Source organism: Ruegeria sp. BC1 (genome assembly GCF_056539305.1).
The window spans coordinates 1-15,674 of the sequence record NZ_JBQFUT010000004.1; the positions used below are offsets into that span (position 1 = coordinate 1).

At 59.6% G+C, this 15,674-nt stretch carries 18 protein-coding genes; 7 read left to right on the forward strand and 11 right to left on the reverse strand.

Annotated elements, in window-relative coordinates:
- The first annotated feature begins 460 nt into the window (after positions 1-460).
- The 4 genes from ACR0IY_RS10045 to ACR0IY_RS10060 are packed head-to-tail and all read left to right on the forward strand — an operon-like array spanning position 461 to position 3,963.
- Positions 461-1,111 carry a histidine phosphatase family protein gene (locus tag ACR0IY_RS10045; RefSeq protein ID WP_480672796.1) on the forward strand — a complete coding sequence of 217 codons (651 nt, stop codon included), beginning with the start codon at positions 461-463 and terminating at the stop codon, positions 1,109-1,111.
- Between the two features lie 21 nt (positions 1,112-1,132).
- Entirely contained in the window at positions 1,133-1,747 is a 615-nt protein-coding gene (locus ACR0IY_RS10050) for a glutathione S-transferase family protein (RefSeq protein ID WP_480672798.1), read from the forward strand.
- 14 nt (positions 1,748-1,761) lie between these two features.
- Positions 1,762-2,817: a saccharopine dehydrogenase gene (locus ACR0IY_RS10055; RefSeq protein WP_480672800.1), complete on the forward strand. Its 1,056-nt coding sequence runs from the start codon at positions 1,762-1,764 to the stop codon at positions 2,815-2,817.
- A gap of 3 nt (positions 2,818-2,820) precedes the next feature.
- Positions 2,821-3,963: a saccharopine dehydrogenase family protein gene (locus tag ACR0IY_RS10060; RefSeq protein ID WP_480672802.1), complete on the forward strand. Its 1,143-nt coding sequence runs from the start codon at positions 2,821-2,823 to the stop codon at positions 3,961-3,963.
- Between the two features lie 91 nt (positions 3,964-4,054).
- Here the strand turns inward: ACR0IY_RS10060 and ACR0IY_RS10065 are convergent, their stop codons facing one another.
- From ACR0IY_RS10065 to ACR0IY_RS10085, 5 genes are all read right to left on the reverse strand, one after another.
- Positions 4,055-4,255 (reverse strand): DUF1127 domain-containing protein, encoded by a 201-nt coding sequence (locus ACR0IY_RS10065; protein WP_480672804.1) that lies wholly within the window; start codon positions 4,253-4,255, stop codon positions 4,055-4,057.
- Between the two features lie 34 nt (positions 4,256-4,289).
- Complete coding sequence (locus ACR0IY_RS10070) at positions 4,290-4,526, reverse strand: DUF1127 domain-containing protein (protein ID WP_480672806.1); 237 nt, start codon at positions 4,524-4,526, stop codon at positions 4,290-4,292.
- 102 nt (positions 4,527-4,628) lie between these two features.
- Positions 4,629-5,105: a tetratricopeptide repeat protein gene (locus ACR0IY_RS10075; RefSeq protein ID WP_480672808.1), complete on the reverse strand. Its 477-nt coding sequence runs from the start codon at positions 5,103-5,105 to the stop codon at positions 4,629-4,631.
- An 82-nt stretch (positions 5,106-5,187) separates the two neighbouring features.
- A complete protein-coding gene (locus ACR0IY_RS10080) occupies positions 5,188-5,505 on the reverse strand; it encodes a DUF3775 domain-containing protein (protein ID WP_480672810.1) in 318 nt (105 codons plus the stop codon).
- Positions 5,506-5,592: 87 nt separating this feature from the next.
- Positions 5,593-6,366: a DUF1365 domain-containing protein gene (locus tag ACR0IY_RS10085; protein ID WP_480672812.1), complete on the reverse strand. Its 774-nt coding sequence runs from the start codon at positions 6,364-6,366 to the stop codon at positions 5,593-5,595.
- 147 nt (positions 6,367-6,513) lie between these two features.
- Between ACR0IY_RS10085 and ACR0IY_RS10090 the strand changes: the two genes are divergently transcribed.
- The 3 genes from ACR0IY_RS10090 to ACR0IY_RS10100 are packed head-to-tail and all read left to right on the forward strand — an operon-like array spanning position 6,514 to position 8,286.
- Positions 6,514-7,170, forward strand: a complete 657-nt coding sequence (locus tag ACR0IY_RS10090; protein ID WP_480672814.1) for a sigma-70 family RNA polymerase sigma factor — start codon at positions 6,514-6,516, stop codon at positions 7,168-7,170.
- Between the two features lie 10 nt (positions 7,171-7,180).
- Entirely contained in the window at positions 7,181-7,831 is a 651-nt protein-coding gene (locus ACR0IY_RS10095; RefSeq protein WP_480672816.1) for a ChrR family anti-sigma-E factor, read from the forward strand.
- Between the two features lie 50 nt (positions 7,832-7,881).
- Positions 7,882-8,286: a hypothetical protein gene (locus ACR0IY_RS10100; protein ID WP_480672818.1), complete on the forward strand. Its 405-nt coding sequence runs from the start codon at positions 7,882-7,884 to the stop codon at positions 8,284-8,286.
- A gap of 3 nt (positions 8,287-8,289) precedes the next feature.
- Here ACR0IY_RS10100 and ACR0IY_RS10105 read toward each other — a convergent pair whose 3' ends face one another.
- The 6 genes from ACR0IY_RS10105 to ACR0IY_RS10130 form a co-directional block, all read right to left on the reverse strand.
- Complete coding sequence (locus ACR0IY_RS10105; RefSeq protein WP_480672820.1) at positions 8,290-9,519, reverse strand: DNA recombination protein RmuC; 1,230 nt, start codon at positions 9,517-9,519, stop codon at positions 8,290-8,292.
- A 52-nt stretch (positions 9,520-9,571) separates the two neighbouring features.
- Positions 9,572-11,428 (reverse strand): DNA mismatch repair endonuclease MutL, encoded by a 1,857-nt coding sequence (mutL, locus tag ACR0IY_RS10110; RefSeq protein ID WP_480672822.1) that lies wholly within the window; start codon positions 11,426-11,428, stop codon positions 9,572-9,574.
- Positions 11,429-11,708: 280 nt separating this feature from the next.
- Positions 11,709-12,638 (reverse strand): metal ABC transporter permease, encoded by a 930-nt coding sequence (locus ACR0IY_RS10115; RefSeq protein WP_480672824.1) that lies wholly within the window; start codon positions 12,636-12,638, stop codon positions 11,709-11,711.
- Positions 12,635-13,840, reverse strand: coding sequence for a metal ABC transporter permease (locus tag ACR0IY_RS10120; protein ID WP_480672826.1), 1,206 nt, complete (start codon positions 13,838-13,840; stop codon positions 12,635-12,637). Before ACR0IY_RS10120 ends, ACR0IY_RS10115 begins: the two co-directional genes overlap by 4 nt.
- Before the next feature lie 3 nt (positions 13,841-13,843).
- A complete protein-coding gene (locus ACR0IY_RS10125) occupies positions 13,844-14,647 on the reverse strand; it encodes a metal ABC transporter ATP-binding protein (RefSeq protein WP_480673515.1) in 804 nt (267 codons plus the stop codon).
- Positions 14,648-14,650: 3 nt separating this feature from the next.
- Positions 14,651-15,604, reverse strand: coding sequence for a metal ABC transporter solute-binding protein, Zn/Mn family (locus ACR0IY_RS10130; protein ID WP_480672828.1), 954 nt, complete (start codon positions 15,602-15,604; stop codon positions 14,651-14,653).
- Positions 15,605-15,674: the final 70 nt, after the last annotated feature.

Sequence of the window (15,674 nt, forward strand, 5' to 3'; positions counted from 1 at the left end):
CCCCAGCGGATACTGAACAGGCATCTCCCACCCAGCAAAATCAACCATCTTGCCACCCAACTCAACGTGCAAGTCATACAACGGAGTGCGTCGAATATCGGTCATGTCCGGGACCTTTCTTATGCCGTTCTCAAAAGTAGTTGCACATGCTGCGATGGACGCTCTGCACGAAAGTCTTTCGCCACCAAGGTTCCCGGGACGGGTTCACGAGTCAACAGGGATGAATCGGTGCCGAACATCTGATTTCCAAGTCACTTCCGAAATAGGGTATACCGCTGCATGCGACGATCTTGTATCCTATAGGAAACTTTTCCCTGTTATGCAACACGATGGAAATCCGAGGGCACCGCACCACCAGAAAAATCGAACACCCCTTGGGCCTGAATTTGCCGGAAGCCCACCAAAGGCCTCTGGCCCCTGCTGGAAACCTGCCCTAAGACTTCGCCCAAGAGGGACCACCATGTCACATATTACACTGGTTCGTCACGGCCAGGCCAATACCGCTGCGCGTGATGAAGAGAACTATGACAAGCTCAGCGATCTGGGCCATCAACAAGCGCGCTGGCTGGGCGCGCATCTGCTGGATACACGGGCGCATCATCCACGCGTCTATTGCGGCACGCTGGTCCGGCACGCCGAAACCGCAGCCAGCATGGGGTTATCCGATCCCATACGGGATCCGCGCCTGAATGAGATCGAGTATTTCACCCTCGCCAAATTGTTCGAAGAACAGCATGGCGTAGCGATCCCAGTTGACCGCGAGGAATTCGTAGAGCACCTGCCCCGCACATTTTCTGCATGGGCGCAAGGCGAGATCGAGGACACACCGGAAACCTTCGAGGATTTCGAAACCCGCGTCTCGGACGCTTTGCGTGACATTGGTACCGAAGGCGGGCCTGCCATCGTGGTCACGTCCGGCGGCTTGATCTCGATGGTCGTCCGGCAAGCGATGGGGCTGGACATCCCAGCCATGGCACGGGTGGCCCTTGCCATCATGAACACGTCAATGCATCGTCTGCACCCAATCGGGGCACAGCTGAGCCCGGTTCTGTTCAACGCTGTTCCCCATCTGGAAGCACCGGACCGGCAATTCGCGCAGACCCATTTGTAACCCGGTCCCGGAGGCCTCTTGATGCAACTCTACTATGCTCCCAATACCATCTCGATCGCCGTTGCCATCGCACTGGAAGAAGCCGGGCTGGAGTACGAAGCTATCCGTCTGGATTTTGCAGACGGGGAACAGACCAAACCAGCCTACAAGCAGATCAACCCCAAGGGCCGCGTACCGGCATTGGCGGTCGATGGCGGCATACTGACCGAAACTGGCGCACTGCTTGAATACATCGCAGCCAAGGCGCCCGAAGCCCGGCTGATCCCTGACGACCCGATTCTGGCAACCCGGATGCGGGAGGTGATGTATTACCTGGCTTCGACCATGCATGTGAACCACGCACACAAACTGCGTGGGGCTCGTTGGGCTGACAAGAAATCAAGCTGGAAAGACATGACGGACAAGGTTCCGCAGACCATGACCGCCTCTTGCGACTATATCATTTCGAACGGGTTGCGCGGTCCGTTTGTGCTGGGCGAGGCGATCTCGCTGGCTGACACTTATCTGTATGTGGTCTGCACATGGCTGGAAGGGGACGGTGTGGACGTTTCGGCCTATCCCAAAATTCTTGCCTTCCGTGAGGCGATGGAGGCACGTGCTTCGGTACAGGCTGTGCGCGCCGCCGGAATGCTCTGACAAAAGGAAATACGATGACACATCTCTGGGTCCGGGCTGAACAGCGCCCGAACGAAGAGCGGGTTGGACTGACCCCCGAGGGTGCAGCGGCTCTGATCGCTGCGGGCATCCGCGTCACGGTCGAGGTAAGCGCGGTGCGTGCCATCCCGTTAGACGGCTACAAGGAGGCCGGTTGCGAGATTGCCGTTGAAAATTCGTGGCCCGAAGCCCCACTGGACGCGATCATCTTCGGTCTCAAGGAACTGCCCGAGGATGGCACACCGCTGCCTCATCGCCACATCATGTTCGGCCACGCCTATAAGGGGCAGCATTCCGGCCGTGCCCTGCTGGAGCGGTTCAAAACCGGGGGTGGAACGCTGTATGATCTGGAATATCTGGTGGGTGAAAATGGTCGCCGGGTTGCTGCCTTTGGCTATTGGGCAGGCTATGCCGGTGCTGCGGTCACACTAAAAACATGGGCGGCGCAGCAACGCGGTCAGGAATGCCCACCGGTGGGGGTCTATCCCAGCAAAGACGCGCTGAATACCGAGTTGCTGGCCGAGTTGGACGCCACCGGCAGCGACCGCCCCCGCGCCATTGTCATCGGCGCATTAGGCCGTGTGGGCACTGGAGCTGCGGACCTGTGCGAGGCGATGGGAGTTGCCGTCACCAAATGGGATATGGCGGAAACCTCCAGCGGCGGGCCGTTTCCTGAAATCCTTGACCACGACCTGTTCCTGAACTGCATTTTCGCGCGCCCCGGTACCCCGGTCTTTGTCCCGAAAGAGGCTCTGGCAGCCCCGCGCAACCTCACCGCCATCGGCGATGTGGCTTGCGACCCCGACAGTGATTACAACCCGGTGCCGGTCTATGACCGTGCGACCACTTGGGACGCCCCCGCCCTGCGCGTGGCAACCGATCCGGTGATGGACGTGATGGCCATCGACAACCTGCCGTCGATGCTTCCGGTCGAAAGCTCGGAAGACTACGCGGCACAATTGCTGCCCTCGCTGCTGACCCTGACCGATCTGGACTCTGGCGTCTGGGGGCGGGCAGCAGCGACCTACAACACACATATCGAAGGGGTCTGAGAGATGACGATTCATTGGTGTGGCACTGGCTTGTCGGCTATCCCCGGCCTGCGTCGCCTGATTGAGGGCGGGCAAAAAGTCACCGTCAGGAACCGGACGGTTGAAAAGGCCAAATCCGAAGTTGGCGACCTGACCGACGATATCCGCGCCTTCGACATCGAGGCGCTTGGCGCAGTGCTGGAAAAGGGTGACGTGATCGTCTCGATGCTACCGGGCGACTGGCACGTGCCGCTGGCGGAGCTGGCGATTTCGAAAGAGGCCAACTTCGTCTCATCTTCCTACATCGCGCCCGAGATGCGTGCGCTGAACGACAAAGCGCGCGACGCCGGTGTGGCGTTGGTCAACGAGGTCGGACTGGATCCGGGCATCGACCACCTGATGGCGCACGCACTGGTTGACGACTATCGCGCCTCGGATGCGTTTGACCCGGATAATCACCTGAGCTTTATCTCCTATTGCGGTGGCATCCCCAAGAACTCCAATCCATTCCGATACAAATTCAGCTGGTCACCGCTGGGGGTTCTGAAGGCGCTGCGCTCACCATCCCGGTCGATCCGTAATTACGTACCGCTCGATGTGGCCCGTCCGTGGGATGCGATTAGCAGTTATATCGCCCCTTTGCAGACACCGGAACGCTTTGAGGTCTACCCCAACCGCGACTCGATCCCCTTCATGGAGCAATACCATTTCGAGGATCACTGGAAGGTTAAGGAGTTCGTCCGCGGCACTCTGCGCCTGAATGGCTGGGCGGACGCGTGGTCGGATGTGTTCTCCGAGATCGAGACCCTGTCCGGCCCCGAAGGCGACGCGCGGCTGAAAGAGATGTCGGATCAATTCTGGAATGAGAACGCCTATGACGAAGGCGAGCCGGACCGCGTGGTTCTGTGCGTCGGGCTTAAGGCGGAAAAGGACGGTGTCGAAACCTGGCACAAGACCTATGTAATGGACGCCTGGGGCGACGAACGCGGCACCGCCATGGCGCGGCTGGTATCCATCCCGGTCTCACTGGCCGTCGAGGCCGTCCTGAACCGGGCCATCCCGGCAGGCGTCCACGCAGCCCCAAGCGATCCGAAACTGGTGCAGGGCTGGATGGCTGAGATCGATAAACTGGCCCAACATTTACAAGTGGTGGATCACTCCGCCTGAGCGCCGTTGGCTTCAGAATGAAAAAGCCATTCCGGGTATTCGGAATGGCTTTAACGTTTCTCACCCGGTGTAAGTTCCAACTTACGACCCATCAGATATAGCGCTCGATCGTCTGGTCGATGTCGCTACGGTTGATGCCCAGCTCGGCGAGGTCCTGATCGCTCAGGCGGTTCAACTCCTGCGCAGCGCGCACGATATCCGAACGAATGGCTTGCAACCGCATGGCGCGATCGAACAGCAGCACGGAACTGGCGCTTACCGGTATGTCCCGGCGGGGTTTAAAATCCAGCATATTCTCCTCCATATCGTGTTTCAGGAACCGCGTGTTACTGAACATCTTGCTGATAGGGTTCACCGTGATAAACGCTCTCATAAGCGCGTCTGTTGATCTCACTGCGATCAATGCCGATGTCAGCCAATTGCCTGTCGCTAAGCCGTGCCAGTTTCCCAGCGGTTTGAGCGACGAGCCGACGGCGGAAGTGTTCCACCCTTGCCTCGGCATAGTTTGAGAACATACCGAAGAAGAGCCCCTTTTGCGGTGTTGCTGTGTGTGCATATGCCATGACTTTCTCCTCTAATTCTGAATTGCGTTTGTCGTTGCAAAACAGACTAAAGGGGTCAGGATTAACGTGACCGGAGTGTTAGGTTAACTCTGCTTAATTTTGTCACGACTCGATGACGATCCGCGAAAGATAGTCTCTCATTTTCACCGAGTAGGCGTTGTCGGGTGCCACCACCAGCGCCTGTTCAATCGTGCGCAATGCGGCCGGATAGTCGCCGCCACGCAGATAAATCCAAGCCTTCCATTGCAGCGGCACTTCGCTGTCGGGATCCGCGGCGAAGGCCAAACCGGCCTCATGTAGGGCCGCGTCGGTTTCCTGCTTCAACAAATAAGCCCGCATGCGGTGCCGATGGATCAGCGAAAGTGTCGCTGCACTCAGATCGTCCTGACTTGATTGAAGCCGAGCACAGGCCTTCAGCGCAGTTTCAGGGGCGTTGAAATTGCTGCATTCGACAAGGACGTCCCGACGCAGTTTCTGCTCGTAGAGCACCGGCACCGAGAGCACCAGAACACAAATCGCCACCACCCGGCTGAAAGGCAGTTTGCTTTTAATGGTGACAATTGGAGGATCTGATTTCATTGAACATTCAAAGGTTTACTAAACCTCATCGTAGCCGCGCCCAGCGTCAATTGTCTATGCCCTTGGCGGCTGTTCATTGAGCCTACATCAGATCGTTTTCCACATCCTCGGCGGAAATGCCCAGCGCATCCAATCCGTTTTCGAGGTGATCCGAAAGGTGCGGCGTGCCGATCAGATAGTCCGCGCAGGGTGTTGAGGCTTCGGACTTGGCAGTGGCGATTGCTTCGGCCAAATCTTCGGCGAAAAAGCTTTCGCGCCCAACCCACATGACGGCGACCAGTTCGGCCTGCTCGTCTTCGCCCATCCGATCGATAAAGGCGCGCAGTTCGCCCTCGGCCCGGTCCAGCTCGCGCCCCATCATGGCAACCTGAGCGATTTTTCTTGCCGAGATTTCCAACATGATCCAACTCCTCGTGTTCGCGGTTTCCAGTCTACCACAAACACTCTGATCGGCCTGCGTCTTTGATCTTACGCAAACAAACCCCGCTCAGGGCTCGCGGATGCGGGAAATCTGGTGATCGGGGACGGGGGCAGTGCGAAATGGGCGGAACCGGGCTTTCTTGACCCACAGCTTCAGCGCTTGCCACAGGATCAGGACAAACGCACGGCGCGCACCGAAAGGGCGGCGCAGCAAAGACCACAGAATGACACGGTTGGTCAGCGTTGCCCGCGTACCGGTCAGTGTCGCGACCAAACCGCCGTCCGCACGACCATAGTCGATCCAGACGCCTACCCGATCCGGGCGATAGTCGAAGCGGAAGGTGTAAGTCCCCTCGATCTTCTGAAACGGCGAGACATGCATCAGTTTGTGCGCCACAATTCGGTCCGAAGGCTGGATTGGTGCAAAGTTGGGATTGTGGCACAGGTAACTGTGGCGCGTACCATATGTATTGGTGACCTCGGCCACCACCGCGTAAAGCTGGGCCTGCGCATCGAAACAGAACCAGAAGCTGACCGGATTGAACACATGGCCGAACACACGCGGCTGCGTCAGCAGGGTTATATGGTCCGGTTGGGCCACGCCCATTTTATCGAAATGTTCGCGCAGCCACGCCGCACCACGCCCCTGCCCTGGTGCCCCACCATGATCGCAGTCACGCCAGTTCACGACGTTGGCCCGGTTGACTGAAAACAGCGCAGGTGTGTCAGGACAGCCCTCCGGCTCCAGCAGAATGTAGTCTATGGAATAGCGAAAGGCGTTCTGAATGGCACCCTTACGCCCGTGAAAGGTGTGGCCCGCTATGTGGTCAATCCTGTTCACGTCACCATTCCCACTCTGTCTGCAAATCGTTCAATTCGCATTCTTTTTCTCATCTGGTTGCACCAGATGATACGATGTTTGGCACAGCTTGGATCAAAAATAAGGGAATAAAGTGATCCGTCTTGGGCCGCTCTGCGTAATGTGGTTATGTTTACCGAGATCGATACCGCGACCTTGGATGAACCGGTGGCCGAAGGGCCCGCACTCAAAGCTTGGCGCGCAACAAAACGCATCAGGGGCAAACCGGTGAACAAAGCGGAAGGCAGTTGCGAGACCAAGGCCGAGTGGGTTGGCCACGTCAGGCGTATTCGGGACGCGCAGGATCAGGCGGCCTTTGCCGAGCTGTTCCAGTATTTCGCGCCACGGATCAAGGCCTTCTTGATCAAGTCGGGGTCCGATGCAGCTCTGGCCGAGGAGTGCGCGCAAGAGGTGATGGCCACCTTGTGGCACAAGGCCCATCTGTTCGATCCCACACGGGCGTCTGTTGCCACCTGGGTATTTACGATCGCTCGAAACAAGCGCATCGATGTCTTGCGCAGGCAACGCCGCCCCGAGCCCGAAGACTTGGGTTGGGGCCCCGAGGCGGAACCGGATCAGGACGATGTACTGGCCCTGCAACAGGAATCTGCGCAGTTGCGTGCAGCACTGACAGCATTGCCCGAGGCGCAACGAGACCTGATCGAACAGGCATATTTTGGAGACCTGAGCCACCGCGAGATTGCGTCTCGGACCGGATTGCCGCTGGGAACGATCAAATCACGGATACGGTTGGCGCTGGACCGCTTGCGCCACGCGATGAATTGAGATGAAGACGATGAGCGAAACGATAAAACATCACCTCACGGACGACCTGCTTATGGCCTATGCCGCCGGCAGCCTGCCCGAAGCGTTTGACCTGATGGTCGCGACGCATCTGTCCCTGTGTGATCATTGCCGCGCCCGGGCAGAAAGCTTTGACGCCGTGGGCGGTTGTGTGTTGCAGGATCAGGATACGTCCACCGCAATGAGCGACGGCTCACTCGCCGCAACCATGGCGCTGATCGCCCAAGGTTCCCCGATTACCAAACCTGCGCTTCCGGGATGTGCGGTTCTGCCAAAACCGCTGCAGGATTATGTGGGCGGCGATGTAAACGCCATCAAGTGGCGATCCGTCGGTATGGGCGTGAAACAGGCCATCCTGCCAACCACGCACGAAGCCACAGCGCGTCTACTGTTTATTCCGGCCGGTGCCGCCGTTCCCGATCACAGTCACAACGGAATGGAGCTGACCATGGTGCTGCAAGGCGCATTCTCGGATGAGGTCGACCACTTCGCGCGGGGTGATGTCGAGATTGCCGACGAAAGCCTGCATCACACCCCAACTGCCGACATCACCGAGGATTGTATATGTCTGGCTGTCACCGACGCCCCGCTGAAGTTCACCAAACTAATGCCGCGCCTGTTCCAGCCTTTCCTGCGCATCTGAGGCATTCCGTGTTACACTGCTCGTTCATTCAGACCATCCGGGAGTGACTGATGAGACCCCTTCTGATCCTGTGTGCCTTGTTGAGTGGAATTGCATGCTCTGCTTGGGCGCAACGCGTGGCCGACGTGAAGTTCGAGCCCGGCAATTTCGGCACAATGGTCAGCGGAACAATCACCGGTGACGAATATTTCGACTACACACTGGGCGCGCAGGCCGGGCAGGAAATGTTTGCCGACCTCCAGGTCAGCGACACCAATGGCAATGGCGTGATTTATTTCAACATCCTGCCACCGGGCAGCGACGGTGAGGCGATCTATATTAGCTCGATCAACGGCAATACTGCCCGGATCGACCTGCCAGAGGACGGAGACTACACGATCCGCGTCTATCTGATGGGAAATGACCGGGATACCGGCAAAACGGTCGGATACAATCTGGACCTGTCGATCCAATAGGATCTAGCCTTCGGTTTTGCCCAACGGCACCACGTTGGGATGCTCGTCCGGGGCCAGTTCCTCGAAATCGAAATTGTCGAGCCGTTGAGCCCGACGCCCGGCCTTTTCGGCACTGATCTTGATTTCCGAGATATCCTTGGCCGCCTGCCCGAAATGCCGATCGAGGTTCGAGACACGGTCCCCCAGACGCTCCACATCCTTGTGCAGCATGCCCAGTTCCTTGCGGATTGCCCCCGCCTGTTCGCGCATCCGGGCGTCTTTCAGGATAGCCCGCATCGTGTTCAGCGTCGCCATGCAGGTGGTCGGCGAGACAATCCAGACGCGTTTACTGAAACTCTCCTGCACCAGCTCAGGGAACTTGGCGTGCAGTTCGGCATAGACGGCTTCAGACGGCAGGAACATCAGCGCGCCGTCAGCGGTTTCACCGTCGAGGATGTACTTTTCAGAGATATCGGTGATGTGCTTGCGCACCGTGCTGCGGAACATCTGCACGGCGGCTTTGAGCTCCATGTCATTGGTGGACCCGATCAGCGCCTCATAGGCTTCCAACGGGAATTTACTGTCGATCACAATTGGCCCCGGCGGGTTCGGCAGATGGATCAGACAATCGGCGCGACGTCCGTTCGACAGCGTCGCCTGCAGTTGGAAACTGTCCGATGGCAACGCCTTGGAGACAATATCGTTCAACTGAATCTCACCAAACGCCCCACGCGTCTGCTTGTTCGACAGGATGTCCTGCAGCGACAGTACGTCGCCCGACAATTTGGTGATATTGTCCTGCGCCTTGTCGATGGCCGCCAGACGTTCCTGCAATTGCGTCAGCGAGGTCGCAGTCTGTTTCGACGATCCATGCAGCGATTCCTTCATTCGTTCCTGCATTTCGGCCAGCGCCCGCGCGGACTTCATCGCATTGTCCGCCAGCCGGTCATTCATCTGCTGCTGCACCGAGGACAGACGGGATTCAACCGTCTGGATAACCTGCACCTGCGCATTGGCCTGCGTGTCCGAGACATGCTGCAAACCACCACGCAATTGTTCCTGCCCCTGCCCCAATTGCTGTACGTTCTGGCCCAGATGGGCCATCTGCCGTGCCAGAGGTTCCGCCATCCGGGCCGAGCGGTTGGCCGCCCGCAGCGAGAGAAACAGTAGCAGCAAGATCAGAGCCACCACCGCGCCCGCGATCAGGACAATGGGGTCATTCAATGCAACTTGGGTGCCAGCAATCTCGATCATGTCGCCTCGAATGTTCTTGTTTTATTCTTTTTAACCCGGTCAGAGCATCGGATCAACTGCGTCCGAACAGGCGTTCGATATCGCTCAACTTCAATTCCACATATGTCGGCCGCCCGTGGTTGCACTGACCGGAATGGGGCGTCGCCTCCATCTCGCGCAGCAGGGCGTTCATTTCTTCGGCACGCATTCGGCGACCCGACCGGACCGAGCCGTGACAGGCCACCCGGCTGAGGATCGCCTCAATCCTCGCCTGCACCGTCTGGCTTTCGCCCTGATCGGCCAGCTCGTCGAGGATATCCAGGATCATCGCACGGGCATCGACATCACCCAGAATGGCCGGGGTTTCACGCACGGCAATGGCACCGCCACCGAAAGGTTCCAGCGTCAGACCTAGACGCGAGAGGTCGTCAGCCACGGCCATCAGTCGCGCACAATCGCCATCGGACAATTCAACAATCTCAGGGATCAGCAGCGCCTGTGCCGCGACGCCGTTCTCGGCCATCTGGGTTTTGAGTTTCTCATAGACCAGCCGCTCATGCGCGGCGTGCTGGTCGACAATCACCATGCCATCGGCAGTTTGGGCGATGATGTAATTCTCGTGCACCTGCCCGCGCGCCGCGCCCAACGGCAGGTCAGCCACCGGTGTCTCCTCAGCAACAGGCATTGTAGGTGTCGGCTCCACAATACTGCCACTGTAGTCCTGCGATAGCTCCGCAAAGCCTGGCGCTTGCGCCCGATAAGCCGCCTGCCGCGCCGCGGGCGAAGGCCTGTCCATTTGATATATCCGCGCCGGGGCCGTTTGCGCCGGTTCCGGCCGCATCGCGCCCAAGGTCGCATTGGCCACAGTCGATGAGGCCCGATGCCCGGCTTCGGCCAGCGCGTGCCGCAGGGCCGAGACGATCAGCCCCCGCGCAACGCCAGGATCGCGGAACCGCACTTCGGATTTCGCCGGATGCACGTTCACATCCACCAGCGTCGGGTCGCAGTCGATGAACAGGGCCGCCGCCGGGTGCCGGTCGCGGCTGAGGAAATCGAAATACGCCGCCCGTAATGCCCCAGTCAGCATTTTGTCGCGCACAGGACGGCCGTTGACGAAAAGATACTGCGCCACTGCCGCGCCGCGTGAATAGGTTGGCAGCGCGGCATAGCCGTACAGCCGGATACCGTCGCGCGTGGCGTCGATCTGCAGCGCGTTTTCTGCAAACTCGCGCCCGATCACGCGGGCCAGACGGGCGTGCAGCGCATCGAACAGATCGCCATTCTCGCGATCGGCGCGGAAAGTCACGCGCCCCTCGCCCCCGCCCGACACGTCGCGCAGGGTAAACGTAATCGCAGGCTCGGCCATCGCCAGACGTTTGACCGTGTCGGTGATCGCCTGCGCCTCGGCCCTGTCGGTGCGCATGAATTTCAGACGCGCCGGTGTGGCAAAAAACAGATCGCGCAGTTCCACAACTGTTCCCGCACGCAGGGCGGCTGGTTTCACCGCCTCCATCGCTCCGCCAGCTACAAGGACCGAGGCTGCGTCCTCACCGGGTACCCGGCTGGTGATGGTCAGCCGCCCAACAGCCCCCAGCGACGGCAGCGCCTCGCCTCGGAACCCGAATGTGTGAATGTTCAGCAAATCCGAACCGTCGATCTTGGATGTCGCATGGCGCGACAGCGCGAGCGGCAGATCGCCAGCCGAAATCCCGCAGCCATCGTCGGTGACGCGAATCAACGTCTTGCCGCCGTCAGCGATATCGATGGCAATCCGCGTAGATCCTGCATCAATGGCGTTTTCCACCAGTTCCTTAACCGCAGAGGCCGGACGTTCGACCACCTCTCCCGCTGCAATACGGTTGATAGCGGCATCATCCAGCTGTCGGATTATGGGTCGGTTTTCGCTGATATTGGGGTTTGCCTGCACCATACCACCAGACCTAGCACAGGCACACGCGATTCTGCCACTGGTTTGGCGGGTCATTTTTTAAGGAGGGGGCGTTCGAACAATCGCGCCGTGCCGGTACCGGTAGGCGGCAATTTTAGTCGCGATTGTCCGAACGATCCGAAGTGAGTGGTGGTCATTCATTCTCTATGGCCGGTGGCGTAACATGAAAATCAACATGAAGCTTATTAACTCTGCCAACTCTTTGCATCTTGGCGAATATCAGCCGACAGGTCGCAGAGCGCAGTGGCAGAAACATGCCGTGTCAAGCGGTTCCGGGTGCACCTGCGCGGGTTCGACACGGCCCCCACAACGCGGCACAGGCCAGGATCAAACCGGACATGGTTGCAATCATTCCGGCTGCACTGACCGCATCCGTACCACCCAGCCACAACGGCCCATACCCCGCCAGTACATAGCCGGAAATTGCGGATAAGATCGCGAAAATGACACTCCAGGAAATCTGAGCCTCAAGCCGGTTGGTCATCATGCGGGCAGCGGCGGGCGGGCAGATGAACATGGCGATCACAATGATTGAGCCTACCGCATCGAAGGCGGCCACGGCGGCAATGGCGGCGACAATGACCAAAGCCATACCCATCGCACCGGTACGAATACCCAGGGTGCGGGCGAACCCCTCGTCAAAGGTTGAGATTTTCAAGGGGCGCCAGAACAGCCAGATGAACAGGCTTACCCCTACCAGAGTCAGCGCAATGCGCGGCAGTTCCGGTGGCAAACCCGCCAAAGCCGTGAGGTCCAGCAGCGACCACCAGCCCACAGCATCCAGCCAGATCAGGCTTTCCAGATTGCCGTAAAGCGCGTGTTCCACGTCCAGATGCACAGTCGAGGTGTCGGTCTGTTCCAACAACAGCACGCCCCCTGCGAACATAGTGGTAAAGACGACCCCCATCGCAGCCCCCGGTTCGATCTGGCCCAGCCGCCGGATCGCCTCGATCATCACGACAGCCACCACCGAAGCACCCGCCGCGCCCAGCATCATCGGCCAGGTCGATATCGCACCTGTAAGCAAGAAGGCCACGACGATGCCGGGCAGCACCACATGGCTTATCGCGTCGCCGATCAACGCTTGTTTGCGCAGCACCAGAAAGTTGCCGGGCAATGCACAGGCGACGGCGGCACAGATGCCGATCAACAGCGGTGTCAGTGAAAGGGGGACAAACTCTGCTCCGCTCAAGATCGCACCTCCTGCGGGCCGCCGATCCGGCGGTCGACTTCCGCGATCTGATCGCGGGTCAGTACTGTTTCGATATCGCGCAGCCCATCATACAAAGCCGCCGTCGCTTCGTGCGCCTGATCGGCGCGCACGACCTCCCACCGCTTTTCGTCACGCAGGGCCTTGGCGGCACGGGCTTTCCCGGCCTCGGTCGCGACACCATCGGCGCGGGCCAGCCCAGCGCGCCGCAGCAGGCGCAGAGTCAGCGGTTCATAGATTTTCTGGTCCTGGGCCAGGGCCAACAGGCCCTGCCGGATATGCACCCGGCGCTGGAATCGCAGATGTTGCAGCACCGCAGCCAGAACGCCACGGGCCGGCGCAAACAGCAAGGACAGGGCGAAAAATCCAAAGCTCACCAAGACAATGATCGGTCCGGTTGGCAAGTTGGGGGCCGAGGCTGACAGCGCTGCGCCCAGATACCCAGCCAACCCACCTACCACACCGGCCAGCGCCACAACCCGGTCAGACCGGTTCGTCCAGAACCGTGCCGTCACAGGCGGGATAATCAGCAGGGCCACGATCAGGATCAGCCCAACGATTTTCAGGCCAACCACGGTGACCGCCATGACCAGCCCCATCATCGCAAGATCGATCCGATGGACCGGCAGCCCGCGCGCCGCGGCATATTCTGGATCGAAAGCCACCATCGTCATCGGGCGGCGGATAATCATCACTAACAACAATGTCGCCGCGCCGCCGACCGCAATAATCAACGCGTCGGCCCAGAGCATCCCGGCGGTGGACCCGAGCAAAAACCCTTCCAGCCCCGCCTGACGGCCCACACCCATAGTTTGAATCACCGTCAGCAGCACGATGCCCAAGCCGAAGAAAACCGACAAAACTGCGCCTATGGCCGCATCCTCGGCCAGCCGCGTTCGACGGGTTAGCCAGTTCATGCACAGCAGGCCAACCCAGGCTGACACCGCAGACCCGGCCAGCAGGCCGATCAGGTTGCGGCCATCACCGCCAAAGGCGATGAGCGCCATAAAGGCCAGGCACACCCCTGGCAGAGTCGCATGACTGATCGCATCGCTGACCAGCGCACGTTTGCGTAGGAACAGGAACGTGCCGGTCACTCCGGCAGATATGCCCAGCAAGGTCGCACCGATAGCGACCAGCGTGGCGTTGTAGCCAAGCTGCAGCGTCAGAGCATCCCAAAGCATGATTTATCCCAGCGCGCGTGAGATCTGGTCGATCTGTGCCGTAGCCAGCCGTCCGCCATAAGCGGATTGCAGGGTTTCGGCGGTGAACGCTTCGGCCACGGTTCCCTCGGCCACCTTGCGGGTGTTGATCAGGAACACATGGTCGAAATAGTCGGTAACGGTGGCCAGGTCGTGATGCACGACAACGACTGTCTTGCCTGCCTCTTTCAGCGATTTCAGCACCGCGATAATCGCCTTTTCGGTAGCTGCATCAACGCCGGCAAAAGGTTCGTCCAGCAGATAGATATCCGCCTCTTGCGCCAGCGCGCGGGCCAGAAATACCCGCTGCTGCTGACCGCCCGAAAGTTGGCCGATCTGGCGGTCCGCGAAGTCGCGCATGCCGACCCGGTTCAGACAATCCATCGCGCGCGCCATATGGCGGGCGCGAACACGACCCAACAGACCCAGTTGCCGGGACAGTCCCATCAGAACCACGTCGATCACGCGGGTCGGAAAATCCCAATCCACACTTGCGCGCTGCGGGACATACGCAATGTGGGCACGCTGCTTCTCAAGCGGCTCACCATATACCGTCACCTGACCGGACAAGGGAGAGACGATGCCCAGCGCCGCCTTCAATAACGTCGACTTGCCAGCCCCGTTCGGGCCAATGATCGCTGTCATCGCGCCGGGCTGCACGGTCATGTCCACCGAGAACACCGCCGGTTTCTGACCGTAGGAAACCGTCAGACCCCGAATGGCCAGCGGGCTTTCGGTTATGCCGTGCTCAGCAACCGAAACACCCTGATCAGCGGCCAGTTCCAGCATCACTCAAAACCCCGCAGACAGTTTGCCGTTCATGCCGCGATCAGGCACATCCGCGCCCAGCGCCCCGGCAATGACGGTGATGTTGTGATCCAGCATGCCAACATAGGTGCCCTCGTAGGTGCCAGGTTCGCCCATGGCGTCGGAAAACAGCTCTCCGCCAACGCCAACCTCGTGGTCTTTGGACGCCGCGCCTTCGATCAACGCGCGCATCGAGCGGTCAGAGACCGAGCTTTCCACGAACACCGCAGTCAGTTGCTTGTCCACCAGGGTATCTACCAACTCACCGATCCGGTTCAGACCGGCCTCGGACTGGGTCGAGATGCCCTGAATGCCCAGCACTTCATAGCCGTATTCCGCGCCGAAATAGCCAAAGGCGTCATGCGCCGTCACCAGCACGCGATTGTTTTCCGGCACAGCGGCCAGCACCTGCTTGCCATAAGCCTCCAACTTGTCGATTTCAGCCAGATGCGCCTGCGCATTCGCGGCAAACAGGTCGGCGGCTTCGGGGCGCGCCTCGGTCAGGGCGTTCTGAACTTCGACAACCACATCACGCCACAGCGCCGGGCTCATCCAGACGTGCGGGTCATATTTATCGGCATAATCGTCATGGGCGCGCAGCTTGGATTTATCCACGCCTTCGGCCACGGCCACCACAGCCCGCTTGCGGCCGAGGTCGTGGAAGAAGTCCTCCATCTGGGCCTCCAGATACAGGCCATGCCAGAGGATCAGGTCCGCGCGGGTCATGGCCACGATGTCGCTGCGGGTTTGGCGATAGGCGTGCGGGTCGACGCCGGGACCCATCAGACCCTTGACCTCAACCTGATCGCCACCCACCTGACGCGCGGCGTCGGCGATCATGCCTGTGGTAGCGACCACTTTAAGTGGCGCTTCGGCCCATGCCGTCAGTGGCAAGGCAGCGGCAAATGCCAAGGCTGCAAAAAAGCTGCGACGAATCATATCCGACCCCGATTTGGTATCCTGTTGAGAATGAATATGCGAACCATTCGCAACTAAGTCAACACTATTG